Consider the following 25,799-nt stretch of genomic DNA (forward strand, 5'->3'; position numbering starts at 1 on the left):
ATTAAGGTAAGCTATGCGTCGTCTCTTTCATTTTCTGATGAATAATATTCGCGAACATTTCATGCTTTACGTTATTCTTTGGTCGCTGCTGGCGGTAATGGATATTGTTTATCTCCTTTTCTTCTGATTGCTTTTCATTGACGTTAACTGACACTTCCTGAAAGTTCCTCACTTTTTATTTCATAATGTTGAAGCACGGCAATAATGCCAACTCCTGCCGTTGTGCGGTTATCAGGGGGAAATATCTCGAAACTTCTGAAGCTGAACCGCAAACAACATCAAAATTATTGAAATAAAAATAAATATCATTCAAATTCTTATTTATAAGTTGCATTCGGCGCTTTTCCACGCCATTTTCATTCTCTCGTGAAATATTCATTGGTGTGTTTATGCAATTTAAAAATACTCCACAACGTTATGGCGTAGTTTCCGCCGCGCTCCACTGGCTGACCGCCCTGGTGGTCTATGGCATGTTTGCGTTGGGTTTATGGATGGTCACGCTCAGTTATTACGACGGCTGGTATCACCAGGCACCGGAAATACATAAAAGTATTGGCATATTACTGATGATGGCGCTGATCGTGCGTATTATCTGGCGGCATTATTCTCCGCCGCCCGTTGCGTTGACCAGCTATTCCCGTTTAACGCGCGCTGGCGCCGCCGCGGGTCATCTCCTCCTGTATCTCCTGCTCTTTGCGATAATCATTAGCGGCTACCTGATTTCCACCGCCGATGGTAAACCGATTAGCGTCTTTGGCTGGTTTGAGATTCCGGCCACGCTTACGGACGCGGGCGCGCAGGCTGACATCGCCGGAACGCTGCATCTGTGGTTTGCCTGGTCGCTGGTCATTATCTCGCTCTCGCATGGGGTTATGGCGCTAAAACACCATTTCATCGATAAAGACGACACACTGAAACGTATGACAGGAATGTCGTCATCTGACTATGGAGCTCAAAAATGAAAAAAAACCTGCTGGGATTCACCCTCGCATCCTTGTTATTCACGACCGGTTCCGCCGTGGCGGCGGAGTATAAAATTGATAAAGAAGGCCAACATGCGTTCGTCAATTTCCGCATCCAGCATCTGGGCTACAGCTGGCTGTACGGCACCTTTAAAGATTTCGACGGCACGTTCACTTTTGACGAAAAAAATCCGTCGGCAGACAAAGTGAACGTGACCATTAACACCAATAGCGTCGACACTAACCATGCCGAACGTGACAAACACCTGCGTAGCGCGGAATTTCTTAATGTTGCGAAATTCCCGCAGGCAACCTTCACCTCTACCAGCGTGAAAAAAGAGGGCGATGAACTAGATATTACCGGCAATCTGACGCTCAATGGCGTGACTAAACCGGTGACGCTGGAAGCGAAGCTGATGGGCCAGGGCGACGATCCGTGGGGCGGTAAGCGCGCGGGCTTTGAGGCCGAAGGAAAAATTAAGCTGAAGGATTTCAATATAACTACCGATCTCGGCCCGGCCTCACAAGAGGTTGAGCTTATCATCTCAGTAGAAGGCGTTCAGCAGAAGTAACGCCTGGCGAAATGCCGGATAGCGGCCTTTACGCGGCTATCCGGCAAAATATTACTCAGCCGGATCGGGAATGCTCAGTTTGCTATTAAGCCGACCACGCGATTTATTAAAAATTTTGTTGCCGTTCTCGCGACCCGCACGACGTCGGCGCTGTTCTTCCTCCGGCAAGGCCAACTCTTCACAGCATTGTTCACTACAGCAGCCGTTAAATTTACTGGCGCACTGCGGACACTGGATAAACAGCAGATGGCAACCGTCATTTTTGCAGTTGGTATGGCTGTCGCAGGACGCGCCGCACTGATGGCAATGCGCGATAACCTCATCCGAGATTCGTTCGCCCATTCGCTCATCAAATACAAAATTTTTGCCGATAAAGCGAACGGGAAGCCCCTGCTCGCGCGCGCGACGGGCGTATTCAATGATGCCACCCTCAATATGCCAGACTTTATTGAAACCGTTGTGTTTCATCCAGGCGCTGGCTTTCTCACAACGAATACCGCCGGTACAGTACATCACTATCTTTTTATCTGCATGTTCCCGCAGCATTTCAACCGCTTTTGGCAACTGTTCACGAAACGTATCCGCCGGGATTTCCAGAGCATTTTCGAAATGGCCAACTTCATACTCATAGTGGTTGCGCATATCAATAAAGACCGCATCAGGATCGTCCAGCATCTCATTCACATCTGCCGCCTTCAGATAATCGCCGACATTACTGGCGTCAAAACTCGGATCGTCAATACCGTCAGCAACGATACGGTCGCGAACTTTCATACGCAGCACCCAAAATGACTTTCCGTCATCCTCCAGCGCAATATTTAAACGCAGCCCGTCCAGCACGGGGTCGAACGTATAAAGCTGTTGACGAAACGTCTCGAGCTTGCTTTGCGGCACGCTGATTTGCGCATTGATGCCTTCATGCGCCAGGTAAACGCGACCAAAAACGTCCAACGCCGTAAACACCTGATACAACGCGTCCCGCGTCTGTTGCGGAGAGGCGATAGTGAAATATTTATAAAAAGAAATTGTCGTACGCGGCTCGCTTTCCGCCAGCATTTTGGCTTTCAGCTCGTCATTAGAGATGCGGTTGTGTAACACTGGCATGGTGTACGTATCCTGCAATCAGCAAAAAATAAAGTGGGCAGGCATGATAAGGCAAGTCTCGCCAATTTACATCCACACATTTTGCGCTACATTTCCTGCTTTACACTAAATAATTAACAACAATTGCCGATTTAATCGCCACTCTCCTGCTACATATTTTTGCTCAACGCAAAAAGATGCGAGAATACGGGGAATTGTTCGTTGAAAGACAGGATAGAAATGACGAAGTTGCCTAAGTTCTCCGTGGCCTTACTGCACCCGCGCTATTGGTTAACCTGGTTGGGTATAGGCGCGCTTTGGTTGGTCGTGCAACTCCCCTACCCGGTCATCTATAAATTGGGTTGCGCATTGGGCCACCTGGCGCGACGCGTAATGAAACGCCGCGCGAAAATCGCCTATCGCAACCTTGAATTATGCTTTCCGGAAATGAGCGCGCAGGAACGCCACACCATGGTGGTCAAAAACTTTGAATCCGTCGGTATGGGCGTGATGGAAACCGGCATGGCCTGGTTCTGGCCCGATCGGCGAGTGAACCGCTGGATGGAAGCGAGCGGTCTGGAGCATATCCGTGAAGTTAAGGCGCAGGGGCTGGGGTTCATTCTGGTAGGAATACATTTTCTTACCCTTGAGTTTGGCGCCCGCATGTTTGGTATGCATAACCCGGGGATCGGAGTTTATCGCCCGAATGATAATCCGTTGCTCGACTGGTTACAGACCTGGGGACGCTTACGCTCCAATAAATCGATGTTGGATCGCAAAGATCTGAAAGGCATGGTTAAAGCATTGAAAAGCGGCGAATTGATCTGGTATGCGCCGGATCACGATTATGGTCCGCGCGCCAGCGTTTTTGTACCATTATTCGCTGTCGACCAGGCTGCCACGACCTCCGGTACCTGGATGCTCGCGCGCATGTCTAAAGCCTGTATTATCCCCTTCGTGCCTCGCCGTAAACCCGATGGGAAAGGCTACGAACTGATCATTCTTCCTGCGGAATATTCGCCTCCGCTGGAGAGCGCAGAAGCGACTGCCGCGTGGATGAATAAAATTGTTGAGCAGTGCATTATGATGGCGCCAGAGCAGTATATGTGGCTGCATCGCCGCTTTAAAACTCGCCCTGAAGGCGTACCGTCGCGCTATTGACAGGATTGCAGCCGTCAGGCTGCAATTTTTCCCCTCTTTTAGCTTTAAAAGCTCCCCACATTGCGAGGCTGGTAAGGTCGGCGCATAATTATAATTAGTACGCTCATAATTAAATTGATGATAGCGCAAACCGCGCATCATACTGTGGAACGCTATGTCACCCTCTGATGTCCCCATAAACTGGAAACGCAATCTAACCGTTACCTGGCTGGGCTGTTTTTTAACCGGCGCGGCATTCAGCCTGGTCATGCCTTTTCTTCCTCTTTACGTTGAGCAACTCGGCGTAACAGGCCATAGCGCGCTCAACATGTGGTCCGGGCTGGTCTTTAGTATTACGTTCCTCTTTTCAGCTATCGCTTCCCCTTTTTGGGGCGGCCTGGCGGATCGTAAAGGGCGTAAGATCATGCTGTTGCGTTCCGCTCTCGGCATGGCCATTGTGATGCTGTTAATGGGCATGGCGCAAAATATCTGGCAATTTCTGATCCTCCGCGCGTTATTAGGCCTGTTGGGCGGATTTATTCCCAACGCCAATGCGCTCATCGCCACTCAGGTGCCGCGCCATAAAAGCGGCTGGGCGTTAGGGACGCTCTCTACTGGCGGCGTCAGCGGCGCTCTTCTTGGCCCACTTGCGGGCGGTCTGCTCGCCGACCATTACGGCCTTCGCCCGGTCTTTTTTATTACCGCCAGCGTTTTGTTTATCTGTTTTCTGCTTACCTTCTTTTTTATTCGCGAGAATTTCCTGCCGGTGAGCAAAAAAGAGATGCTTCACGTTCGGGAAGTGGTCGCCTCGTTAAAAAATCCCCGCCTGGTGTTAAGCCTGTTTGTCACCACGCTGATTATTCAGGTGGCGACGGGGTCTATTGCGCCCATCCTGACGCTCTATGTGCGCGAACTCGCGGGAAATGTCAGTAATATTGCGTTCATTAGCGGGATGATAGCGTCCGTTCCCGGCGTGGCGGCATTACTTAGCGCCCCCCGGCTCGGCAAGCTCGGCGACAGAATTGGCCCGGAAAAGATCCTTATCGTCGCGCTGATTATTTCCGTACTGCTGCTGATTCCAATGTCTTTTGTGCAAACGCCGTGGCAGCTCGCGCTATTGCGGTTTCTGCTTGGCGCGGCGGATGGCGCGCTGCTGCCAGCCGTTCAAACTCTGCTGGTTTACAACTCTACCAACCAGATAGCCGGGCGCATATTCAGTTACAACCAATCTTTCCGCGATATCGGCAACGTCACCGGCCCTCTCATGGGTGCCGCAATTTCCGCGAGCTATGGCTTCCGCGCCGTATTCTGCGTCACGGCAGGCGTGGTGTTGTTCAATGCTATCTATTCATGGAACAGCTTACGACGGCGCAGACTGGCAATAGAATAATTTTTGCGCTTTCATACTTGCAATATTACAGAATCAGCTATTCTTTCCCTAAATACCTCATCAAATCAAAGGGAGACACTGATGACCATGTATGCCACGCTGGAAGAAGCTATCGATGCAGCCCGGGAAGAATTTCTGGCTGACCATCCAGGCCTCGAACAAGACGAAGCGAATGTGCAGCAGTTCAACGTTCAGAAATATGTACTGCAGGATGGGGACATCATGTGGCAGGTCGAATTTTTCGCCGATGAAGGTGAAGATGGCGAATGTCTGCCGATGCTGAGTGGTGAAGCCGCACAGAGCGTGTTTGACGGCGATTATGATGAGATAGAGATCCGCCAGGAATGGCAGGAAGAGAATACTTTGCATGAATGGGATGAAGGGGAATTCCAGCTTGAACCCCCGCTTGATACCGAGGAAGGCCGTACTGCGGCAGACGAATGGGATGAGCGTTAATTACTCATAAGGCCCGTGGTGAATATCGAGAGGCAGTAGCAGTGTATCGAAGATCAGTGAGAAGGGCAGATCGAGGATAGTGATATAGCGCCATGCGGAATCACGCATATCCCACTGCACGCCAGGGTAATACTGGTTGCCGTGTCCTTGTCCGGGGATCGTTCTGCTGATAATACTGCCGCAGCCGCTCAGGGTAATCACCATTATGCTCACCGCGAATATACGCACCTGATACCTCATTTCACTATAAAAATACCGGCATCACGCCGGTATTTTTCACCTCACTCCAGACCTGAAGACCTTATCCCGCAGACGATGCTCGTCCCTGCAACGCCTGCGGATTCAGGACGAGAGACTGATAATGGTTTACCCAGGAAGAGTATCTCTCTGGCGCATTCCAGACCCGATAGTGTAAACGCGCCATTGTCACCGGATCGCTGAGCAAAACCAGACGCCGATCGCGGTTCAGTTTCTCCGGCGTTTCGTTTAGCGCCTGCTCCACATGACGATCGCGGGCTATTTCCAACACCTTACTGGCGCGGTGACGCGCGGTGGCCATCGCGGTCGCCAGCGCATTCAGCGACGGGTTAAATACCGCATGCATAAAGCCATCGTCCAGAATACGGCGGCGATTCATCTCCAGATATTTATCGGTATCGACCAACACCTGAGGCGGCGAATACTCTTCCGGGATCAGGAACAGCTTCCAGCGTTTGGTGCGTAATCCTACCGTTGAACGACTGGAGATCACCGAAACAAATGGCGACAGAATCAGCGAAAAGACAATCGGCGCCAGCCAGAACAGAAAGCGTAAATCCAGCCACGCCATACCCACCGCCCAGACCAGCCCCAGCAGCAGTTGAGAACCGTGACGCATAAAGGCTTCTCCCCACGGCGTAGAATCATCGTCGCGTTGCGGTGAGTTCCAGACCACTTCCCAGCCGAGGAACGCGCTGACCACAAACACGGTATGAAACAGCATACGCACCGGCGCCAGCAATACGGAGAACAGCACTTCCAGCAACAGCGACAGCGTAACGCGCCAGAAACCGCCATACTCTTTGGTGCCTTTACACCAGATCAGCATAATACTGAGCAGCTTCGGCAGGAACAGCAGCACCATCGTTGACGCAAACAGCGCGATTGCCAGTTCCGGACGCCACTGCGGCCAGACCGGAAAAAGCTGGCGCGGCTGAAGGAAATATTGCGGCTCTGTTAACGCATGAACGACCTGCAGCGCGGTAGAAAGCGCGAGGAACATAAACCATAACGGCGCGGACAGATATGACATTACCCCCGTCAGGAACACGGCGCGATGCACCGGGTGCATTCCTTTCACCAGGAACAGACGAAAGTTCATCAGGTTGCCGTGACACCAGCGGCGGTCGCGTTTAAGCTCATCCAGCAGGTTTGGCGGCAGCTCTTCATAGGAACCGGGGAGATCGTAGGCAATCCAGACGCCCCACCCTGCCCGACGCATTAGCGCCGCCTCCACAAAGTCGTGGGAAAGAATCGATCCGGCGAACGAACCTTCTCCCGGCAGCGGCGCCAGAGCGCAGTGCTCGATAAACGGCTTCACGCGGATAATGGCATTGTGCCCCCAGTAGTGCGACTCCCCCAACTGCCAGAAGTGCAGCCCGGCGGTAAACAGCGGCCCATAAACACGGGTCGCGAACTGTTGGCAGCGGGCATACAGAGTATCCATCCCCGACGCTTTCGGCGAAGACTGGATAATCCCGGCGTTTGGATTCGCTTCCATCAGGCGCACCAGACCGCTCAGACACTCGCCGCTCATCACTGAGTCCGCGTCCAGCACCACCATATAGCTGTACTGATTGCCCCAGCGGCGGCAAAAATCGTCAATATTGCCGCTTTTGCGTTTCATACGGCGGCGGCGGCGACGGTAAAAAATTTGGCCTTCGCCCTGCACTTCCGCGATAAGCTCCATCCACGCCTTTTGCTCCGCCACGCAGATATCCGGGTTATAACTGTCGCTAAGGATATAGACGTCGAAATGCGCGGCGTTGCCTGTGGCTTTAACGGACTCCCAGGTCGCGCGCAGACCGGCGAAAACGCGGCTAACGTCTTCATTACAGATAGGCATGATCAGCGCCGTCCGGTGTTCCGGATTGAGGGGCTCATCGCCAACCGTAGACGCGGAGATGCTGTACTTATCGCGCCCGATAAGCAGTTGCAGGAAGCCCATCAGCGCCGTCCAGAATCCGGCTGACACCCAGCAGAACAGCACGGCAAACAGAATCAGGATACCGGTTTGCAGCATGTAGGGCAGGAGCTGCATAAAGGAGACCCAAATATCCTGCCCCACCATATCCATAGGATTGATGAGCGCCCATCCCTGATAAGGCAGAATGGTCTTCATATACCAGGTCGCGACGACGGTTTGCGCCAGAGTCAAAATTAACAAAATATAGCGGCGTATAGTGCCGACGGTACGCCATTTTTGCTCGCTCGCCTGCTCTTCTTTTGTCAGACGAGAAACATAGCGCGGCGTTACATCCCGCCCACGCAGACGATCCCAGAAACGTCCAACCGGGTTGGTTCGCCAGGGATCGGGAAACATCGAAGAGCGCGTCGCTTTTGGCATAGCCTGCAACTGATCGCGCCCTTCATCATCTTTAATTAACTGCCCCTTCGCCAATGAATCCGGCCAGGCGTGTTCAAGGCGGGCTTTTACGGAACCCTGCGGTGAATCGTCTTCTCGCGAGTAAGTCCGATGCTCGGCATCCAGCGCCTGATGCACGGCGCGGATGTCAGTTTTCGGCAATGCCGCTTTCTCACGTTCAGAAAGCAGCAGTGCGTCAATATACTCAGTTGTTTTATTCATTGGCAGGTAACTGGTAGCTCCAGGTTTCACTTAGCGTCTGATCGGCATTCACCAATGCGGCACGCATTTCCGTGGTTTTCTTCGCGTCTTTGACTTTCACGCGCAGCATTAAACGCCAGCCTTTAGTGACTGGGTTATAGCGTACATTACTGTCAACGATTTCACCGTTATCGCCAATGCTGGTTTGCGCAGCGACAGGCGTATCCGGCGGCAGTTTTTTCATGTCGGCGCCAACGAAATCCACCACAAAGGCAATGGTGCCGTCGGGCTGGCGAATCAGATTCGACTGTTTAACGTCGCCCGTTGAGCGGCGTGTTTGCAGCACCCAGGCATTATCCGGCGCATGAAGTTTATCTTCATCGCGGCTGAAGGTCAGAGTGTACTTGAAGTTCATCTCTTTACCCGGTTCCGGCAGTTGATCCGGAGTCCAGTAAGCGACGATGTTATCGTTGGTTTCATCATTGGTCGGAATTTCAACCAGTTCAACCTTACCTTTGCCCCAGTCGCCTTTCGGGGTAATCCAGGCGCTTGGACGCAGGTCGTAGCGATCGTCTAAATCTTCAAAGCGCGAGAACTCGCGACCACGCTGCAACAGGCCGAATCCCTGAGGGTTTTCCATTGCATAGCTGCTCACAGCGAGGTGTTTTGGATTGTTCAGCGGACGCCAAATCCACTCGCCATTACCCGCATGAATGGATAAGCCGTTCGAGTCATGCAGTTCCGGACGATAGTTGGTCGTCGGCGACGGCTGGTTTGGCCCAAACAGGAACATACTGGTTAATGGCGCAACGCCCAGCTTGCCCACTTTATCGCGCAGATAGACTTTTGACTGCACGTCCACCACGGTATCGCGGCCAGGAATGATCACAAAACGGTAAGCGCCGGTCGCGCGCGGAGAATCGAGTAATGCATAGACGGTCAAACGCTTATCGGTGGGTTTTGGACGCTCAATCCAGAACTCGCGAAAGCGGGGAAACTCTTCACCAGATGGTAAGGCGGTATCAATCGCCAGGCCGCGCGCAGATAAGCCATATACCTGGCCTGCGCCGATAACGCGGAAATAGCTGGCGCCAAGCATACTGACGATTTCGTCGTTCTTATCTTTACTGTTGATGGGGTACAGAACTTTGAACCCGGCGAAGCCTAAATCTTTTACCGTGTCTTTATCGTGCTGAACATTGCCAAAATTGAAGTAATCCGGGCTGTATTTGATTCTTTTGACCGTCGTCGCCGTCACTTCGTTAATCTTGACCGGCGTATCGAAGTACATCCCCTGATGGTAAAATTCGAGCTTAAAAGGGGTCTTTAAGTTGTTCCAGTAGGCTTTATCGCTGTTAAACTGGATCTGCTGATAATCCGCATATTTCATGTCGCGGAAAACGGAGGGCAAGTTGCTTTTAGGCGCCTCATAGCCTTTCCCGGCTAAAGATTGAGCTTGTTTTGCCACGTCATCAATACTGAACGCCCAGCTCGATGATGCGTAGAGCGTTAACATAATAGCTGCGCCCAACCAACGCATTTTCATCATTTGTCGTTTATGTTTCATAATAAGTAAGCACTTCCCCCTTTGTGTGCTTATATCGATCCGATCCATTTTAATGGATAATCAGGCATTACGACAACTGAATCCAGGCTTTGTTCAGCGCGCTGGCTCATGGATTAAGCACCTCCCGCGCCTGTTTTCACTTTGCGTGCTTATCCTGGAGACAGGTTGTCGGAGTTGGTGTAGGGTTGCTACCGAATGTAACTATAATTCGCCTTATGGATAAGGTGAAAAATCTGAGAATACGTGACCTTATATGAGCTCTGTACCCGCGCCGCGTGAATATTTTCTTGACTCTATCCGCGCATGGCTGATGTTGTTAGGGATTCCCTTTCATATCTCGTTGATCTATTCCACTCACAGTTGGCATGTCAATAGCGCCGCGCCATCGTGGTGGCTAACCCTGTTTAACGATTTTATCCACGCTTTTCGTATGCAGGTGTTTTTTGTTATTTCTGGTTATTTTTCGTACATGTTGTTTTTACGTTATCCATTAAAACACTGGTGGAAAGTACGGGTAGAACGTGTGGGTATTCCCATGCTTACCGCAATCCCTTTGCTTACCTTGCCGCAATTTATCCTGTTGCAATATGTCAAAGAGAAAACAGAGAACTGGCCTACACTTTCTGCCTATGAAAAATATAATACGTTAGCGTGGGAACTCATTTCACATCTGTGGTTTTTACTGGTGCTGGTGATATTAACCACCGTCAGCATCGGGATTTTTACCTGGTTCCAAAAAAGGCAGGAAACAAGCAAGCCTCGTCCCGCCGCTATTTCGCTGGCCAAACTTTCGCTTATTTTTTTCCTGCTGGGGGTGGCGTACGCTGCTATCAGGCGCATTATATTCATCGTATATCCGGCAATCCTCAGTGACGGCATGTTCAATTTTATTGTGATGCAAACGCTATTTTATGTGCCGTTTTTTATTCTCGGCGCGTTGGCCTTCATTCACCCCGATCTGAAAGCGCGCTTCACCACGCCCTCACGCGGATGCACTTTAGGCGCTGCCGTTGCTTTTATCGCGTATCTGCTGAATCAACGTTATGGGAGCGGCGACGCCTGGATGTACGAAACCGAATCCGTGATTACGATGGTAATGGGGCTATGGATGGTGAACGTGGTCTTTTCACTGGGGCATCGCTTGTTAAACTTTCAGTCCGCACGTGTCACCTATTTCGTGAATGCTTCGCTGTTTATCTATCTGGTGCATCATCCCTTAACGCTTTTCTTTGGCGCGTATATTACGCCGCATATCTCCTCCAACCTGATCGGGTTCTTGTGCGGGCTGATATTTGTTATGGGTATTGCGTTAATTCTGTATGAAATTCATTTACGCATCCCGCTCCTGAAATTTCTCTTTTCAGGTAAACCGCCGGTAAAACGAGAAAGTCGCGCCACGATCGGGTAGTTTTCCGCGCGTGGGTTCAAAGCAGCCATTCAACAGGTAAAATTGCCGCCAACCGTACCAGAACTCGCTGCCAGAAACGTGTAGCGGGTTCTTTCTTTAACACTTTTTCCTCTTCTTGCTGACGATCGATCCAGTTAATTCGTCCCCAGCGATCCAGCCGCAGTTGCCAGGCCGCATCGCGTTGGCTCTGTGTAAAACGCTTATGGATAAGCGTCGCCAGCGTTTCACTTTCAATGACAAAGCCCATTTCGGTATTTAAAAGCGTTGAACGGGGATCAAAATTAAGCGACCCGATAAACACCTTACTACCATCAATACTGAACGTTTTAGCATGTAAGCTGGAACCTGAGTTCCCGGTGAGTCCGCGATCATGTACGGCGGTTTCATGTTCGCGGGTCGGTTTCAGTTCGTAGAGCTCCACGCCATAGCGCAGTAATTTCTTGCGCCAGCGCGCGTACCCTGCGTGAACGACCGCCACATCGTTGGCCGCCAGAGAGTTAGTTAAGATGGCGATCTTCACGCCTTTCCTGACCAGATTAAGCAACTGCGCCACGCCTGCGCGCGTAGGAACAAAGTAAGCGGAAATAATGTCGATACGCTCCGTCGGCGACCCCATCACGTCAAATAATCGCTGCGGAAGAAGCGAATGGCGCTGCGCCTTCCCCTCGCCTTTAGAAGGGTCATCGCTAAGCAAGCGTGTTTTTGCCCAAATCAGCGGCAACGTTCCGCGATCTAGATCCGCCATAAACTGACTGGTTTCCAGCTTATGCAGATAACGGCGGGTGATCTCATCGTTATACCAGGATTCGGGAAGTTCGATACGCTGCGTCAGTTCCTGCTCAGAAAGGGATAATACTTGCTGCAATGTCGACACTGAACTACAGCGCCAGTAACGTTCAAAATCATTGGCGACATCATTGACCACCGGGCCAATGGCCATCACGTCCAGATCGGAAAATAGCGGCTCCTCGCCAGCGCCGAAATAGGCATCGCCGATGTTGCGCCCACCGACCAGCGTCACTACGCCGTCAGCAGTGTAACTTTTATTGTGCATCCGCCGATTCAGCCGCGCAAAATCCGTCAAATATCCCAGCGCGCGTAGCGTACGAAAAGAGAAAGGATTAAACAGACGAACTTCGATATTAGGATGGCTATCCAGCAAGCGCAACGTATCATCCAGACCAGGCGTATTGTTATCATCCAGCAACAGACGAACATGAACGCCGCGCTTCGCCGCCGACAGCAGTACCGAAAAGAGCAGTCGCCCGGACATATCGTCTTCCCAAATATAATACTGCACATCCAGCGTCCGCGCCGCCATTTCGGTCAGGCGGTAGCGGGCGGCAAAAGCGTCCAGACTGTTATCCAGCGCAAGAATGCCGCACTCTCCGGGATGGCGCGCGCATAGCGGTTCAACGGCACGCTCCAGGCGTGTTTTATCAGGCAGGGTCGTCGCCTTGCTGAGTAAGTAATCTTGCGTAAAGCCGGGCAGTTTCTTCATCATAACAGACAAAGTATACCTGTTCAGGCAGAGCGTAACGGGTAATAAAATCTGAAACCGTCCTGACGGCGACTTCAGCGGCCTGGGCGCGTGGATAGCCATAAACGCCGGTACTGATTGCCGGAAAAGCGATGGAACGAAAGTGATTCGCCTCGGCAAGCAGCAAACAATTCCGGTATGCCTCTTCGAGTAGCTCAGCTTCCTGGTGTTCGCCGCCTCGCCAGACGGGCCCCACTGTGTGAATAACCGCCTTTGCCGAAAGCTTGCCAGCAGGCGTGATAACCGCATGTCCCGTCTGACATTCGCCCTGTTGCTGACGGATGAGTTTACAGGCGTCCAGCAATGCCGGCCCCGCCGCGCGATGAATCGCGCCGTCTACGCCACCGCCGCCCATTAATGATGCGTTAGCGGCATTCACAATCGCATCGACGCTAAGTTGAGTGATATCACCCTGTATGACCTGAAGACGTGATGTCATAACCCCCCCCTTTTGTCTCACCTTATCTGCAAAGTGTACAGCAGGGCTTTCAACAGAGTCGCTCTTTTTATATCTATGACACCGCCGTTAACGGTACTCAATATTCATCACCGCCAGGCTTTTTTGCGCATCGAGATAATGCAGCCGTACCGTCGCAATGGACTGAATATCCTGCGGTAATCCAGATGCCTGCCGAAGGTCTATCCGGTGCATTTGCTTTTTACCTTCGCGTAGGCAGGTTAAATCAATATTTTCGGCGTGAGTAGAAATATCGCACAGTGGCTCAACAATCGCGCCGCGAAAATGGATAACGCCGCCCTGTACCGTTTGTTGCCCTACCGCAGAATGGATAAAAAAAGCGCAGATACACAGGCCTATGGCAGGGATATTTTTCTTGATTACGGACATGTTAACTCCTCAATGATTAGTCATCCTCGAGGGTTCGGCGTTACCTTTTAGCGACATGCCGAGACGATGAGACGCTTTTATCGCCTCTTTATACCCAGGTCAGCCAATCCATTTCCGCCACCATCAAAAACTACTGTGCAGAAGGCGGCCATTGTTGTGATAAATGCAGTGATTGTCCGTCCGAAACAGTAACAATAATTTTAACCGAGTCCTCTGAAGATATATTTACACTAAGACGAGACAACTCAATCGGTTGATTAGCAGGTAAAGATAGCGTTTGTTTTTGCTGTGTATGGCTTTGCCCCCCGACGCCGTCGCGCACAGAGAGAATTTGCACCTGACAGACGCAGGGTTCGTTTAATGTGACCTGAGGGATCACCGTGTAAATATCGCCTTGCTGAGTCGTGGTAAACGTAATCTGATTTGAAAGTGCGGCAAGGAGCAATAAAGTATGCATAATTTCCTCCCGAAAAAAAACAGGGCTTATGCCCTGTTTTTTTATTAGCGCAGACGCTAAATTAATACTGGTTAGCCGTGGCGTTGTTGCCAAAACCAACCTGACGCACCATTACGCTGGAATCAGATGCGGTCTGATTAACCAGCGCAGCGTTATTACCGCCGTATTGACCGACAGTAATATCGGAGTTTTTAGCGTTCCACTGGTCGATGGTGGCATTGTTTCTGAAACCATTCTGAGTCAGTTCAATAGTACTATTATCCGCACCCTGGCCTACATCGGCGCCGTTACCATAACCGCTCTGGGTAATGGTCGTTTCAGATTTACGGGCATCGCTTTGCAGAGCAAGCGCAGCGTTAGCGGAACCGTACTGATAAATGCTCAACGTTGAGTCCGGACCGGAACTATTGCCGCCGCCGTTATGATTACCGCCGCCGCCCCATTGTGGAACGACGCCAGCCAGAGCACTGCCAGAAACTACGATTGCTGCGAATGCTGCCACTTTTAAAAGTTTCATGGTAAAACCCCCATCGGATTGATTTAAAAGTCGTAACGGTATTAGCGTTGGGTGACGCGAATAGCCATATGCGACTGTTTCTGCACTACAACTGCTGTTTTCTGCGTACCGTACTGGGTAATATTGGCCTTATTTCCAGAACCTTTCTGTATAATAGCCGCACTATTACCGTAAGCGCTTTGCGATATACTGGCATCGTTGGCATTGCCCGTTTGCTCAATATACGCAAAGTTATAATTCCCTGCCTGGTCGACTTTCGCCCGATTATTTCCTCCTTCTTGTGAAATAACGGACAATAGTTTTGATCCTTCCTGGCGTACTCTGGCACTATTATCCGTGCCGACTTGACCAATAATGGCCGCCTGATTAAATGAAGACTTGCTTAATTCATTTACCGCAAAATTATACTCTGAACGAGCCAGATCATAATTTGTCGCGGTTGCAATCCCAGGCGCACCCAGTATTGTCAACATCATAAATAACAATTTGTTTTTCATGCTGTCACCCTGGACCTGGTCGTACATAGCGAAAATTATCTATTACCTTGTTAGCGACATGCGTTTTTTGTTAACGCGTCGTTACGATGAAGAGTATGTCCGTGGAAACATTTTTAATAACTCACCCACGCGTGGTATTTTGTTATTTAAGCTCATACCAAAGTGCTAATAAAACGATAGCCATGTGATTTTTTATAATTGATTTTTGGCCATAGAAGATAGTGTATCGCGAACCAAAAAAATGAAGTGTTGGTGTGTGTTATGCCGCCATGGGGATGTTCTTATGCTTCCCATGGGGGGCAATACGCACAAGACGTGACACACTTCGTTTTTTTTGTCTTTGTGCTGTCCAGGTTAATGCCACGTCTCAAATTTCAAGAAAAAATAAAATCAAAACATGACATACAATAATTAAAATGATTAAAAATCAATTAATTATTATAATTTGTATGATTTTTTAAATCTATGCAATAACAGCGAAATGTACAACTTTACTATCAAATCTAAACTTCAAAAAAACCCAAAAACAACATTTTAATATATATTTTTACATCTTGTTACAAGTTTAACACTTGCTTTAAGATTTGTAATGGCTAGATTGAAAACAGTTAAAAGTATTTTCGTAAATATTTTTCTCTTTCTGGATAATGGGCTATTTCAACCCACAGCAGTGCAACATCTGTCAGTACTTCTGGTGCCTTTATTTTATGGGGGCAGCTGTCAGATGTGCGATTAAAAAAAGTGGAGTTTCATCATGTTTAATGAAGTCCATAGTAGTCATGGTCACACACTATTGTTGATCACAAAGCCATCTCTGCAAGCTACGGCATTATTGCAACATTTAAAGCAATCGCTGGCCATAACCGGAAAACTGCATAATATTCAACGTTCTCTGGAAGATATCTCAGCCAGTTGCATTGTTTTAATGGATATGATGGAAGCGGATAAGAAGCTTATCCACTATTGGCAGGATAATTTAAGCCGCAAAAACAATAATATAAAAACATTATTGTTAAATACCCCTGACGATTATCCCTACCGTGAAATTGAAAACTGGCCTCATATTAACGGCGTGTTTTACGCCACTGAAGACCAGGAACACGTGGTCAGCGGATTACAGGGTATTCTGCGTGGCGAATGCTATTTTTCACAAAAATTAGCCAGTTACCTGATTACGCACTCAGGAAATTACCGCTACAACAGCACCGAGTCCGCATTACTCACTCACCGCGAAAAAGAGATCCTCAATAAGTTACGTATTGGTGCCTCTAATAATGAAATCGCCAGGTCGCTATTTATCAGCGAGAATACGGTTAAGACACATCTTTATAATCTTTTCAAAAAGATAGCTGTCAAAAATCGTACCCAGGCAGTTTCATGGGCAAACGATAATCTCAGGCGGTAAGGCCATGAAACGCTATCTGACCTGGATTGTAGCAGCAGAGTTACTGTTCGCTACCGGAAACCTGCATGCCAATGAAGTTGAAGTCGAGGTTCCCGGATTGTTAACCGACCATACCGTCTCTTCGATAGGACATGAATTCTATCGTGCATTCAGCGACAAATGGGAAAGCGAATACACCGGCAATCTGACCATTAATGAAAGACCCAGTGCGCGTTGGGGAAGCTGGATCACCATAACGGTAAATCAGGACGTTATTTTCCAGACCTTTTTATTTCCAATGAAAAGAGACTTCGAGAAAACCGTCGTCTTCGCATTAGCGCAAACAGAGGAAGCATTAAATCGCCGACAAATAGATCAAACGCTATTAAGTACGAGTGATTTAGCGCGTGATGAATTCTAAAACATGATTTTTATCCGGAGGCTGTCATGCGTGTTAAACATGCAGTAGTGCTGCTCATGCTTTTTTCGCCACTAACCTGGGCTGGAAATATGACGTTCCAGTTCCGTAATCCTAACTTTGGTGGAAACCCCAATAACGGTTCCTTTTTATTGAATAGCGCCCAGGCGCAAAATTCATATAAAGACCCCGCTTATGATAACGATTTTGGTATCGAACCCCCCTCAGCGTTGGATAACTTTACACAGGCTATTCAATCGCAAATTCTGGGCGGCTTGTTGACCAATATTAATACCGGGAAACCAGGACGTATGGTGACCAACGATTTTATTATCGATATCGCTAATCGCGACGGACAGCTCCAGCTCAACGTCACGGACAGAAAAACGGGAAGAACCTCGACCATCGAAGTGTCAGGTTTACAAACTCAGTCAACCGATTTTTAAGCTACAGTCACTAAAGGATATAAATCATGCCGCGCTTACTTATTTTGGTTGCCGTTTTATTGTTGAGCGGATGCTTAACTGCCCCGCCGAAACAAGCTGCGAAACCGACATTAATGCCCCGCGCACAAAGTTACAAAGATTTGACGCATTTACCTGCTCCCACCGGTAAGATCTTTGTTTCGGTATATAACATTCAGGATGAAACGGGCCAATTTAAACCTTACCCGGCAAGTAACTTTTCTACGGCTGTGCCGCAGAGCGCCACCGCTATGTTGGTCACTGCGCTGAAAGATTCGCGCTGGTTTATCCCGCTGGAACGACAAGGCTTACAGAATCTTTTGAATGAACGGAAAATTATTCGCGCAGCCCAGGAAAACGGCACCGTGGCGATGAATAACCGTATCCCGCTTCAGTCGCTGACGGCGGCAAATATTATGGTGGAAGGTTCTATTATTGGTTATGAAAGTAACGTCAAATCCGGCGGGGTCGGCGCAAGATATTTCGGTATTGGCGCCGATACGCAGTATCAGCTGGATCAGATTGCTGTCAACCTGCGCGTGGTTAACGTCAGTACGGGCGAGATCCTTTCTTCGGTGAACACCAGTAAAACGATCCTTTCCTATGAAGTACAGGCAGGCGTGTTCCGTTTTATTGATTACCAGCGCTTACTGGAAGGCGAAATCGGCTATACCTCGAACGAACCGGTGATGCTGTGTCTGATGTCAGCCATTGAAACCGGCGTTATCTTCCTCATTAATGATGGTATCGATCGCGGACTGTGGGATTTGCAGAATAAAGCGGACAGGCAAAATGATATTCTGGTGAAATACCGTGAGCTGTCAGTACCGCCAGAATCCTGATGAATACGACAAAGCGTGGGGAAAACCCCACGCTTTTTTATTTTGTGACCGCCGTATTCGCTGAATGTTGCTCGCGGCGTGATGCCAGCCATAGCCCACTATTTTTCATGGCATAGCCAAAGATTAGCCCCAGCGCCAGCGACGGTAATACCAACCGCCAGTCACCCTGCCCTGCAAATGTCGCGCAGGCGCCGATAAATGTTCCCGGAACAAAAGAAAGCAATAGCTGCTTTGCCTGGATACACATCAGGAATGCCACGATCCCCGTCAACACGTAACTGACAATTTCCAGATGCGGCGCCAACGCGCTACCGTGAATAATGACCAGCGCCCACACCATACCGCTTAACAGCGTACAGGCGGAAATCAACAATCCCTTAAAGCCGCCCTGCGGACAGGCGAAATAAGCCGTACAGCCTAAAAAACCGGCCCAGCTTAGTAACCCCAGGGAGACGGCCACCCATCCCCATATTCCAGAAAGGATGCCCGTCGTGATAGCAATAGAAAGAAGTATGTTCATGGCGCGCATCATAACAGAAAAGCGGCACATTAATGAGATCACGCACACATTTTATGCAATGATGTAAAACCAGTTGCAGTTAAAAGTGATTTACATCACATTATTCTTCATCTTCTTCCTGAAGTTCATCCCACATGGCCCCTATCGCATCACGCGTTAGCGGCGCCAGAGTGCGCCAGAATGGCGTAACGGCATGGGCTTCAACTTTACCGAGGAAGGTATTGCACCAGGGAAGCAGATAATCGGCAAATAAGGTTTCCAGCGCTTCACTTTCATCTTCGGCAGACTGATCTTCCAGCCAGGAGGCCGCGAGCAATAAAGTGCCAATGTGATCGGCAGGCGTATCGGCCAGCGGCATCCCTCGCGACGTTAAAAAAGCGCGCACCTCAGACTCTTCCGCGCCTTCGACCCACGCACTGCGGTATGGCGCTACCGCGCACTCTTCCCCAACAAATAACGCATTGTAATCAGTGGAAATCTGCGTGATATCGCAGCTTTTCTGTAAACGCGCCAGCATGTCATCCTGCTCCAGCGGCCAGTTTGCCGCCAGTTTACCTTCACGGATTAACGTAAACAGCGGAACCAGTAAAGGATCTTGCGGTTGGCGGTAAAACAACGATCCCAGCACACGGCACAGGATTGAAAACTCATTCATTGATATCTTCCCGTAAATAACGATTATAGTTCGGCAAATTCCGGTACAGGCGCCATACCGCGTGATTCGAGGAAGGCCAGTAAGCGCTGCGGCGAGACGTTCAGGATTCGATCTTCCGGGAAATTCACCGCATCCAGAATTTTCCGGCATTCGGTGAAATCGCCAAGCGTAAAGGCCGTATGGGAATCAGAGCCTAACGCTACCCAGCCTCCCGCATCGCGTACGGCGGCAGCGACCGCGCGGCAATTATCTTCACTTCCTTTACGCGAATGCAGAAAAGAAGAGTTGTTGATTTCCAGCGCTACATGGTGTTTCGCCGCCGCCTGCGCGATGGCTTTAACCTCCACTGGATACTTTGGATTTCCGGGGTGACTAATTATATGCACCTTGCCGCTGGCGATGGTCGCGATCATCGCCTGGGTATTGGTTTCTTTATCATGTGGCGCAAAAACGGGCTCATGAAAGCCTGCGATAATCAGATCCAGCGAGTCGAACATCTTTCCAGAACAATCAATTTCACCGTTAATGTTCTTGATATTCGCCTCAATGCCACGCAGTATCCCCACGCCGTCAACCAGACGCGGCCAGATGCGCATGTTAATAAAATGCCAGTGATGCGGCGCATCTTCCATGTCCGGACCATGATCGGTAATCGCAAAAAGTTTAATGCCTTTGCGTTTGGCTTCCGCGATATAATCGCTCAGAGTACTGTAGGCATGAGTGCTGGCGACGGTATGCATATGCAGGTCAACGGGATACATTGCTCTCTCCTGTAGTCATTTCCGACAAGGATAGCAGGTATCGCCAGCGTTTTTTAGCGAAACCCGGCCCGCGCCGGGTTGATATCAATATCCTCTCGCCCGATCCACCTGCCCCGTCACCGGCTCTCCCTTCTCCAGCTGGGTAATGGTGCGGCTAATATAATCGATGGCTTCCGCCGGACGGGTGACTGCCGCAATGTGCGGCGTCATGGCGACTCGCGGATGGCGCCATAATGGGCTTTCCTGCGGTAACGGTTCCTGGCTAAAGACATCCAACATCGCGCCTTTTAGCTTACCGCTATCAAGCGCAGCCAGCAGATCCGCCTCCTGAACATGAACGCCGCGCGCGAGGTTCAGCACGTAAGCGCCATCCGGCAATTGATCCAACAATTCGCTATTAATAATTCCTACCGTTTGGGCCGTATTCGGCAGCAGATTAATCAGCACCCGCGTCTGGTTCAGGAAAGCGCGCAGCTCTTCACGCCCTACATAACTTTCCACGCCAGGCCAGGATTTGCGACTACGACTCCAGCAACGTAACGGGAACCCCCACGCCTGTAGACTTTCTGCCACTTTTGCGCCCAGCACCCCTGCGCCCATGATACCGACGCTAAACTCTTCGCGGGTATATTCCGGCAACGGTTTCCATAGCGCCTGATTTTTCAGCGCCTGATAATCATCGAAACGGCGGAACCAGTGTAAGACCTGACTTACGGCATACTCCTGCATTTGCAGGCCCATTCCGGTATCTTCCAGACGGAATAGAGGAATGGAGGCGTCCAGCATTTCCGGATGCGCATTTAATTTACTCAGAATTGCATCCACCCCCGCGCCCAGCGCAAAGACGGCTTTTAAGCGTCTTCCGGCCAGCATTTCAACCGGGGGCTGCCATACAAGCGCATAGTCTGCGGGGTTGTTATCACCGACCTTCCATTCACGAACGCGCGCATGTGGGAGAGCCTTCTCCAGCGCATTTACCCACCAGGCGGCGTTAAATGTCGGGTGATAAAAAATTATCTCCATGTTATCTCCTGAGCAGTATTGTGCGGAATGTGATTGCGCCTGTTATCAGCGTTTTCAACGGGATGTGCAGCATAGCAAATTTCCCGGCGCGGGCAAAAAAAGCAGTTTTCGCTTATTAAAACCACAGATTGGTGGAAGTTTGTATAAACGCGCTTTTTTTTAAAAAAGTTGATTGACGTAGAAAAGATATTTCCCTACATTAGCGCCCGTTCCAGTAATGCTGGAGCGACAATTTGGTGAGGTGTCCGAGTGGCTGAAGGAGCACGCCTGGAAAGTGTGTATACGGCAACGTATCGGGGGTTCGAATCCCCCCCTCACCGCCATCTTCAAGTTGAGAGCCTGTACAGAAGTACGGGCTTTTTGCTTATATGTATCCCCCAAACCAAGGGGGGATGAGAACCACCGACCGGGGTTCGACAACTGGCGCAGCCAGTTGGACAGACGACGAGCTTGCGAGGAGACTGCCCGAAGGGCGAGCGCAGCGAGTCAATCCCCCCCCTCACCGCCATATTTGATACAAAATCAATTAGTTACGATGCATATTTGGTTTTGTCCTGCATAAAATGCAGCATAAAGAAGCTCGTGTAAACGAGCTTTTTTTGTATCTGAACTTCTTGTTTTTACTGTGATTTTCCTGATAAAAGGTTTGTTTTTGGACCTTTGGTTGCTACACCAAACTTACTATAGATTGTGTAAAACAGCCCCACTCCCCTACCTGAAACGCTTTAGAAAAGTTTGCATAAGTATCTCTCGGCAGCAAAAGAACACCGGGTTCCTCTATCTGATGCTGTTGTTGCTCTGCTAAAAGATTTACCACGATTGAAAGATAACAATCATGTATTCCCTGCCCCTCGCGCTTGACCTTCCCCCTGTAAACAGTATCAGTCTAAACTGAAGTTTCCGGTCTTTCTTCCATCTCACAGAGAGGCGCATTGTCATGAAAAAGACCCGTTATACCGAAGAACAGATTGCATTTGCCCTGAAACAGGCTGAAACCGGCACCCGCGTCGGGGAAGTCTGCAGAAAGATGGGAATTTCTGAGGCCACATTTTACATCTATGGACTGCCTCCGTTTTGCAAGTACTGAATCTGGTTTTGGGTTGTTGCTTACATCTATCCGGCATCAGGAAAATCTGTGCCCAAATGGGTAATCCGCACACAATCGCCTCAACAACTGGGCGGCCTCTGAGGCCAGTATAAAAATCAGGTTCCGATTGTGCAGGTGCAACCTGTCATCATTTCTCAGTACGCTGCAACTTTTGCTGGCAGGGGATTAATTTCACACTACCTGATACTCGGTCTCATTTCTCAGCATCGACCAGATTATTCTCGCGTTTTTGTTAGCGACCGCCACGGTCGTTTTATTAAATCCGCGCCGTTCCTTTAACTGGTTAACCCACTGATTCATATGACCATCATTGTTATTCGTGGCAACCCTGACGACAGCGCGGGCACCATGAATAAAAAGTGTCCGCAGATGCTTGTCGCCTTTTTTCGTCATATTCATCAGCACCTGCCTGTCGCCACTCGAATGCTGGCGTGGAACCAGACCCAGCCATGCAGCAAAGTGGCGACCATTCTTAAATTCAGTTCCTTTGCCAATAGCAGCAACAACGGCCGTAGCCGTTTTAGGACCAATGCCTTTAACTTTGGCGATATGCTGACAGGCTTCTGATTGCCTGAATACTGTTTCAATTTCCTTATCAAAAAAATGGATCCGACGCCCGAGATCGTTAAAGAGATCATAGAGTTCGGCAATTGTTCTGCGCATACGGGAACTTAGACCGTTTTCTGCATCTTCAAGGATAAGAGGAATAGCACGGCGAGCTCTGGAGACAGCACTGCCAATGGGGATCCCCCGGTCAAGTAACAGCCCTCTTATTTGACAGACTGTAGCAGTGCGGTGATTGACAATACGCTGCCTTGCCCGGTGTAAAGCCTGGATATCCTGCTGTTCGGGGCTTTTTGGCGGCACGAACTGCATTGTCGGTTGCATCAGAGCCACTGCGATGGCCTGTGCATCATTACCATCATTTTTTTGCCCGCGGACAAAGGGTTTTACATACTGAGGACTGATGACCTTTACTTTGTGCCCCAGTTTCTCAAACTCACGCTGCCAGTAAAATGCCCCGGTGGACGCTTCGATCCCAATCAGACATGCAGGAATATTTGCCAGCGTCTGGAGCAATTCTTTTCGGCCAGTGCGTTTCGTATAAACCGGTTTGCCGGCCTGGTTTAACCCGCAGAGCTGAAAAACATTTTTAGCCAGATCAATACCCAGAAATACGATATTCATGGTGATTCTCCTGGTGAGCACATTTCGTACAGTTAACCGCAGCGGGAGGAGGTAGTCCATCCCATTAACTGGAAGAAAAAATTTGCCGGGCCGGGCGTGACGGAACTGCGGCGTCTGCGGCAACTGGAGGATGAAAATCAGCGGCTGAAGAAGCTGGTCGCTGAGCTGAGTCTGGACAAGGAGATGCTGCAGGAGGTACTGAACTGACCAAAGCACCATGATAAACACTGACAACAAATTAAAAGTGTAGTATTTTTGATTTGCGGCAACAAAATTAATAAGAGTCATGGTAGCTAAAAAAACTCTTTTTCTTTTCCTGTACAAATAACATAAAAATCGCTTCATCCACCACCGCAAGAATATGTATATTATCTGTTATTACTATTTCGATAACACAATATCAAATTAAATATATCTCTATTACCTATCCATTAGTGTAATTTTCTTAAACTGAAAATTTATCATTTACAGCCCAAACTCTTACGCATTTTTTCTTTTAATGGCTCGGCTACTTCTGGACGTAATTTTGAGTATAAATTTTGTACATTTTCACAGCCAGCAGGTTGGCCTGATGATAAAGGTTCTATTTTCGTCAGGATATTCCACAAAATATAAGTTGCAAATGCGATTAGCATTATACTTAAAAAATAAACACGGATACCCCGAGCATTAAACAACGCAGGGACATTTGATGCATCTTGTTTAACGGATGGCACATAATTTACGACTGGAGCAGCAACCTCAGGAATAACAAGTTGTTTTCCATACGGAACGAAGTAAGCAGAAATATGCTCTGGACTATAATGCTGTTCAACACGTTTCCACTCATCTGACGGAATGAGTAAGAACGATAATGTATCACTAAAAGTGCTGTTCTGATATACCCGCAAAGTATATCCACTGTTAGCCAATATATGCTCAATGCGCACCAGTTCTGTATCAAAACCATCACTTCCCATTGGGTAGTGATGAAACACATACTGCGTATCAATCAAATTTATCGTTGCTGTTTCAATCTCACTATCATAATCGAATTTGACCGTGACAGGCTTCTCTTCCTGATTAGCTGAAAGTGCCTCAAGCAGGCTAAAAGTTCCCTCTTTCCAGTCAATATTAATTCCGTAGATACTCATAAACAGCGCCTGGTAGTCCTCTAATGCAGACTCAGACAGCCACGATTCTTTATGTTTCTCCAAAAAAAACTTACGCCTTAAAGAGGCTTGTTCATCATCATTGGCAGCAAAAAAATCAAAAAACTCATCCTGTTCTGGTAATTGCATCGTGATTCCATCCAGTATTTTTTAATCAAAAATCGATCCCAGCAGCCAATTTCCCCTGCTGTCTATGATAGAATAGAATATGTGATCTCAAAGCGTCAAGATGACAAGACCAAACGAGCACGCATCCATTCAATAAATGAATAAACCCTGTTAATACAAATAGTTTTAAAAATAATTCATCTGGACAACTGAAATTATCTTTATACTGATAACAGTACAGCCATTTCTGTAAGTTTAAATGACAAATAAAAAACACGGACAAATCGTTTTATGTTATTTCCAATATTTTTCAATGTCTGCCCTCTGTTTTTTTACGTAATCTCTATGTTGTCGCGACGGGAACAATAATAGCGAATTCGCGTATGACGTTTTAGGGGCATTCATAAAAGAGTTTTTTGAAAAACATGAAGGGAGATGAACGGAAAAAGGTTCGTTAAGGCTGGATGCGATCACGTTCGCTTACGGCGAACGTAACCCTTTTTACCTGGCTGCATTTTTCTTCTTCTTTTCGTCCTCAACATGCTTATCAACAGGTGAGTCTTTTAAGCGATTGTTTTGCATGATGTCATCTTCAAGCGATTTTAGATAGCTTGCATCAGTCAGCAAGGCTATTGCCAGCGTTTTCGCATAAAATTGCGCGTGGCTTCGTGTCGTAGGATTTACCGCGTAGGTTCTGGCAAGCTCATGTCCGGGGTGGCAGTATCCCACTGAAAATGATTTCGCCTCTTTTTCTCCATCCTCCAGCAATCCATTTCCTTTAAGATACCCTTACAAGATCCGTGTGAAGCAACGGCAGTTAAACTGTTTTGTCACCAGAGATATGAGATGGGCGTTGCAAAAGAGTGTGAGCTTGTGAGCTAAAGAAGATAAAAGTGGATGCCCGACGCGCAGCAAAA

Annotated in this window: 28 protein-coding genes, 1 tRNA gene, 1 other RNA gene and 3 pseudogenes; 16 read left to right on the top strand and 17 right to left on the bottom strand. The window is 48.9% G+C overall.

Going from position 1 to position 25,799, the window contains the following annotated elements; all coding sequences use genetic code 11:
- The first annotated feature begins 13 nt into the window (after positions 1 to 13).
- The 3 genes from NA197_RS03040 (at position 14) to NA197_RS03050 (ending at position 1,534) form a co-directional block, all read left to right on the top strand.
- Complete coding sequence (locus NA197_RS03040) at positions 14 to 127, top strand: YceO family protein (protein ID WP_001253282.1); 114 nt, start codon at positions 14 to 16, stop codon at positions 125 to 127.
- 262 nt (positions 128 to 389) lie between these two features.
- Complete coding sequence (locus NA197_RS03045) at positions 390 to 962, top strand: cytochrome b (protein ID WP_001159780.1); 573 nt, start codon at positions 390 to 392, stop codon at positions 960 to 962.
- Entirely contained in the window at positions 959 to 1,534 is a 576-nt protein-coding gene (locus NA197_RS03050) for a YceI family protein (protein ID WP_000739886.1), read from the top strand. The genes NA197_RS03045 and NA197_RS03050 overlap by 4 nt, the downstream gene beginning before the upstream one ends.
- Positions 1,535 to 1,585: 51 nt before the next feature.
- Here the strand turns inward: NA197_RS03050 and trhO are convergent, their stop codons facing one another.
- On the bottom strand, positions 1,586 to 2,638 hold the full coding sequence (gene trhO, locus NA197_RS03055) for an oxygen-dependent tRNA uridine(34) hydroxylase TrhO (RefSeq protein WP_023227755.1): 1,053 nt from the start codon (positions 2,636 to 2,638) through the stop codon (positions 1,586 to 1,588).
- Positions 2,639 to 2,857: 219 nt separating this feature from the next.
- Here trhO and NA197_RS03060 point away from each other — a divergent pair, with 219 nt between their 5' ends.
- The 3 genes from NA197_RS03060 (at position 2,858) to NA197_RS03070 (ending at position 5,603) form a co-directional block, all read left to right on the top strand.
- On the top strand, positions 2,858 to 3,778 hold the full coding sequence (locus tag NA197_RS03060) for a Kdo(2)-lipid IV(A) acyltransferase (protein ID WP_000163973.1): 921 nt from the start codon (positions 2,858 to 2,860) through the stop codon (positions 3,776 to 3,778).
- Between the two features lie 154 nt (positions 3,779 to 3,932).
- Positions 3,933 to 5,147, top strand: coding sequence for a multidrug efflux MFS transporter MdtG (gene mdtG, locus NA197_RS03065; protein WP_000075053.1), 1,215 nt, complete (start codon positions 3,933 to 3,935; stop codon positions 5,145 to 5,147).
- Positions 5,148 to 5,228: 81 nt separating this feature from the next.
- Entirely contained in the window at positions 5,229 to 5,603 is a 375-nt protein-coding gene (locus NA197_RS03070) for a MysB family protein (protein ID WP_000180050.1), read from the top strand.
- On the opposite strand, the gene NA197_RS03075 is transcribed toward NA197_RS03070, so the two are convergent.
- The 3 genes from NA197_RS03075 to mdoG all read right to left on the bottom strand — a co-directional run bounded on the left by NA197_RS03075 (position 5,604) and on the right by mdoG (position 9,976).
- Positions 5,604 to 5,831, bottom strand: coding sequence for a YceK/YidQ family lipoprotein (locus NA197_RS03075; RefSeq protein ID WP_001217832.1), 228 nt, complete (start codon positions 5,829 to 5,831; stop codon positions 5,604 to 5,606).
- Between the two features lie 73 nt (positions 5,832 to 5,904).
- A complete protein-coding gene (mdoH, locus tag NA197_RS03080) occupies positions 5,905 to 8,448 on the bottom strand; it encodes a glucans biosynthesis glucosyltransferase MdoH (RefSeq protein WP_001044607.1) in 2,544 nt (847 codons plus the stop codon).
- Positions 8,441 to 9,976 (bottom strand): glucans biosynthesis protein MdoG, encoded by a 1,536-nt coding sequence (mdoG, locus tag NA197_RS03085; protein ID WP_001562609.1) that lies wholly within the window; start codon positions 9,974 to 9,976, stop codon positions 8,441 to 8,443. Before mdoG ends, mdoH begins: the two co-directional genes overlap by 8 nt.
- Positions 9,977 to 10,247: 271 nt before the next feature.
- On the opposite strand from mdoG, the gene mdoC reads away from it, so the two are divergent.
- A complete protein-coding gene (mdoC, locus tag NA197_RS03090; RefSeq protein WP_000100055.1) occupies positions 10,248 to 11,402 on the top strand; it encodes a glucans biosynthesis protein MdoC in 1,155 nt (384 codons plus the stop codon).
- A 16-nt stretch (positions 11,403 to 11,418) separates the two neighbouring features.
- On the opposite strand, the gene NA197_RS03095 is transcribed toward mdoC, so the two are convergent.
- The 6 genes from NA197_RS03095 to csgB all read right to left on the bottom strand — a co-directional run bounded on the left by NA197_RS03095 (position 11,419) and on the right by csgB (position 15,260).
- On the bottom strand, positions 11,419 to 12,906 hold the full coding sequence (locus NA197_RS03095) for a phospholipase D family protein (protein WP_000976323.1): 1,488 nt from the start codon (positions 12,904 to 12,906) through the stop codon (positions 11,419 to 11,421).
- Positions 12,842 to 13,381 (bottom strand): O-acetyl-ADP-ribose deacetylase, encoded by a 540-nt coding sequence (gene ymdB / locus NA197_RS03100; RefSeq protein ID WP_000203944.1) that lies wholly within the window; start codon positions 13,379 to 13,381, stop codon positions 12,842 to 12,844. The genes NA197_RS03095 and ymdB overlap by 65 nt, the downstream gene beginning before the upstream one ends.
- An 87-nt stretch (positions 13,382 to 13,468) precedes the next feature.
- A complete protein-coding gene (locus NA197_RS03105; RefSeq protein WP_000111254.1) occupies positions 13,469 to 13,789 on the bottom strand; it encodes a type 1 fimbrial protein in 321 nt (106 codons plus the stop codon).
- 130 nt (positions 13,790 to 13,919) lie between these two features.
- Complete coding sequence (gene csgC, locus NA197_RS03110) at positions 13,920 to 14,246, bottom strand: curli assembly chaperone CsgC (protein ID WP_000557256.1); 327 nt, start codon at positions 14,244 to 14,246, stop codon at positions 13,920 to 13,922.
- Between the two features lie 61 nt (positions 14,247 to 14,307).
- Entirely contained in the window at positions 14,308 to 14,763 is a 456-nt protein-coding gene (csgA, locus tag NA197_RS03115; RefSeq protein ID WP_000771416.1) for a curli major subunit CsgA, read from the bottom strand.
- Positions 14,764 to 14,804: 41 nt separating this feature from the next.
- Positions 14,805 to 15,260: a curli minor subunit CsgB gene (gene csgB, locus NA197_RS03120; protein ID WP_000791655.1), complete on the bottom strand. Its 456-nt coding sequence runs from the start codon at positions 15,258 to 15,260 to the stop codon at positions 14,805 to 14,807.
- A gap of 754 nt (positions 15,261 to 16,014) precedes the next feature.
- Here csgB and csgD point away from each other — a divergent pair.
- The 4 genes from csgD to csgG are packed head-to-tail and all read left to right on the top strand — an operon-like array spanning position 16,015 to position 18,368.
- Positions 16,015 to 16,665 carry a biofilm master transcriptional regulator CsgD gene (csgD, locus tag NA197_RS03125; RefSeq protein ID WP_000481519.1) on the top strand — a complete coding sequence of 217 codons (651 nt, stop codon included), beginning with the start codon at positions 16,015 to 16,017 and terminating at the stop codon, positions 16,663 to 16,665.
- A 4-nt stretch (positions 16,666 to 16,669) separates the two neighbouring features.
- Positions 16,670 to 17,065 carry a curli production assembly/transport protein CsgE gene (csgE, locus tag NA197_RS03130; RefSeq protein WP_000833307.1) on the top strand — a complete coding sequence of 132 codons (396 nt, stop codon included), beginning with the start codon at positions 16,670 to 16,672 and terminating at the stop codon, positions 17,063 to 17,065.
- 26 nt (positions 17,066 to 17,091) lie between these two features.
- Positions 17,092 to 17,508 (top strand): curli production assembly/transport protein CsgF, encoded by a 417-nt coding sequence (csgF, locus tag NA197_RS03135; RefSeq protein ID WP_001264072.1) that lies wholly within the window; start codon positions 17,092 to 17,094, stop codon positions 17,506 to 17,508.
- Positions 17,509 to 17,534: 26 nt separating this feature from the next.
- Positions 17,535 to 18,368: a curli production assembly/transport protein CsgG gene (gene csgG, locus NA197_RS03140; RefSeq protein WP_001137620.1), complete on the top strand. Its 834-nt coding sequence runs from the start codon at positions 17,535 to 17,537 to the stop codon at positions 18,366 to 18,368.
- A gap of 37 nt (positions 18,369 to 18,405) precedes the next feature.
- On the opposite strand, the gene NA197_RS03145 is transcribed toward csgG, so the two are convergent.
- From NA197_RS03145 to ghrA, 4 genes are all read right to left on the bottom strand, one after another.
- The gene (locus NA197_RS03145; RefSeq protein WP_001546652.1) at positions 18,406 to 18,888 is read right to left on the bottom strand and encodes a DUF1097 domain-containing protein; all 483 of its coding nucleotides are present in this window, start codon (positions 18,886 to 18,888) and stop codon (positions 18,406 to 18,408) included.
- Between the two features lie 100 nt (positions 18,889 to 18,988).
- Complete coding sequence (locus tag NA197_RS03150) at positions 18,989 to 19,543, bottom strand: TorD/DmsD family molecular chaperone (RefSeq protein ID WP_001001883.1); 555 nt, start codon at positions 19,541 to 19,543, stop codon at positions 18,989 to 18,991.
- A 23-nt stretch (positions 19,544 to 19,566) separates the two neighbouring features.
- Positions 19,567 to 20,304: a phosphatase gene (locus NA197_RS03155; protein ID WP_000283643.1), complete on the bottom strand. Its 738-nt coding sequence runs from the start codon at positions 20,302 to 20,304 to the stop codon at positions 19,567 to 19,569.
- 84 nt (positions 20,305 to 20,388) lie between these two features.
- Positions 20,389 to 21,327: a glyoxylate/hydroxypyruvate reductase GhrA gene (gene ghrA / locus NA197_RS03160; RefSeq protein ID WP_000402552.1), complete on the bottom strand. Its 939-nt coding sequence runs from the start codon at positions 21,325 to 21,327 to the stop codon at positions 20,389 to 20,391.
- A gap of 235 nt (positions 21,328 to 21,562) precedes the next feature.
- On the opposite strand from ghrA, the gene NA197_RS03165 reads away from it, so the two are divergent.
- The 4 genes and pseudogenes from NA197_RS03165 to NA197_RS03180 all read left to right on the top strand — a co-directional run.
- A tRNA-Ser gene (locus NA197_RS03165) sits at positions 21,563 to 21,650 on the top strand.
- A 48-nt stretch (positions 21,651 to 21,698) separates the two neighbouring features.
- Positions 21,699 to 21,835, top strand: a non-coding RNA gene (locus NA197_RS03170) — RtT sRNA.
- 239 nt (positions 21,836 to 22,074) lie between these two features.
- Positions 22,075 to 22,182 (top strand): annotated as a pseudogene (locus tag NA197_RS03175) (tyrosine-type recombinase/integrase); the annotation flags it as partial.
- A gap of 82 nt (positions 22,183 to 22,264) precedes the next feature.
- Positions 22,265 to 22,381, top strand: a pseudogene (locus tag NA197_RS03180) (transposase); the annotation flags it as partial.
- Between the two features lie 225 nt (positions 22,382 to 22,606).
- Here NA197_RS03180 and NA197_RS03185 read toward each other — a convergent pair.
- The gene (locus NA197_RS03185) at positions 22,607 to 23,623 is read right to left on the bottom strand and encodes an IS110-like element ISSaen1 family transposase (protein WP_064043399.1); all 1,017 of its coding nucleotides are present in this window, start codon (positions 23,621 to 23,623) and stop codon (positions 22,607 to 22,609) included.
- A 69-nt stretch (positions 23,624 to 23,692) separates the two neighbouring features.
- Here NA197_RS03185 and NA197_RS03190 point away from each other — a divergent pair.
- Positions 23,693 to 23,824: pseudogene (locus NA197_RS03190) on the top strand (transposase); the annotation flags it as partial.
- 260 nt (positions 23,825 to 24,084) lie between these two features.
- Here the strand turns inward: NA197_RS03190 and NA197_RS03195 are convergent.
- Positions 24,085 to 24,903, bottom strand: coding sequence for a hypothetical protein (locus NA197_RS03195; protein WP_064043400.1), 819 nt, complete (start codon positions 24,901 to 24,903; stop codon positions 24,085 to 24,087).
- A gap of 480 nt (positions 24,904 to 25,383) precedes the next feature.
- Positions 25,384 to 25,650, bottom strand: a complete 267-nt coding sequence (locus NA197_RS03200) for a hypothetical protein (RefSeq protein WP_058108647.1) — start codon at positions 25,648 to 25,650, stop codon at positions 25,384 to 25,386.
- Positions 25,651 to 25,799: the final 149 nt, after the last annotated feature.

It is taken from the genome of Salmonella sp. NW884 (assembly GCF_051700745.1).
Classification (GTDB): domain Bacteria; phylum Pseudomonadota; class Gammaproteobacteria; order Enterobacterales; family Enterobacteriaceae; genus Salmonella; species Salmonella enterica.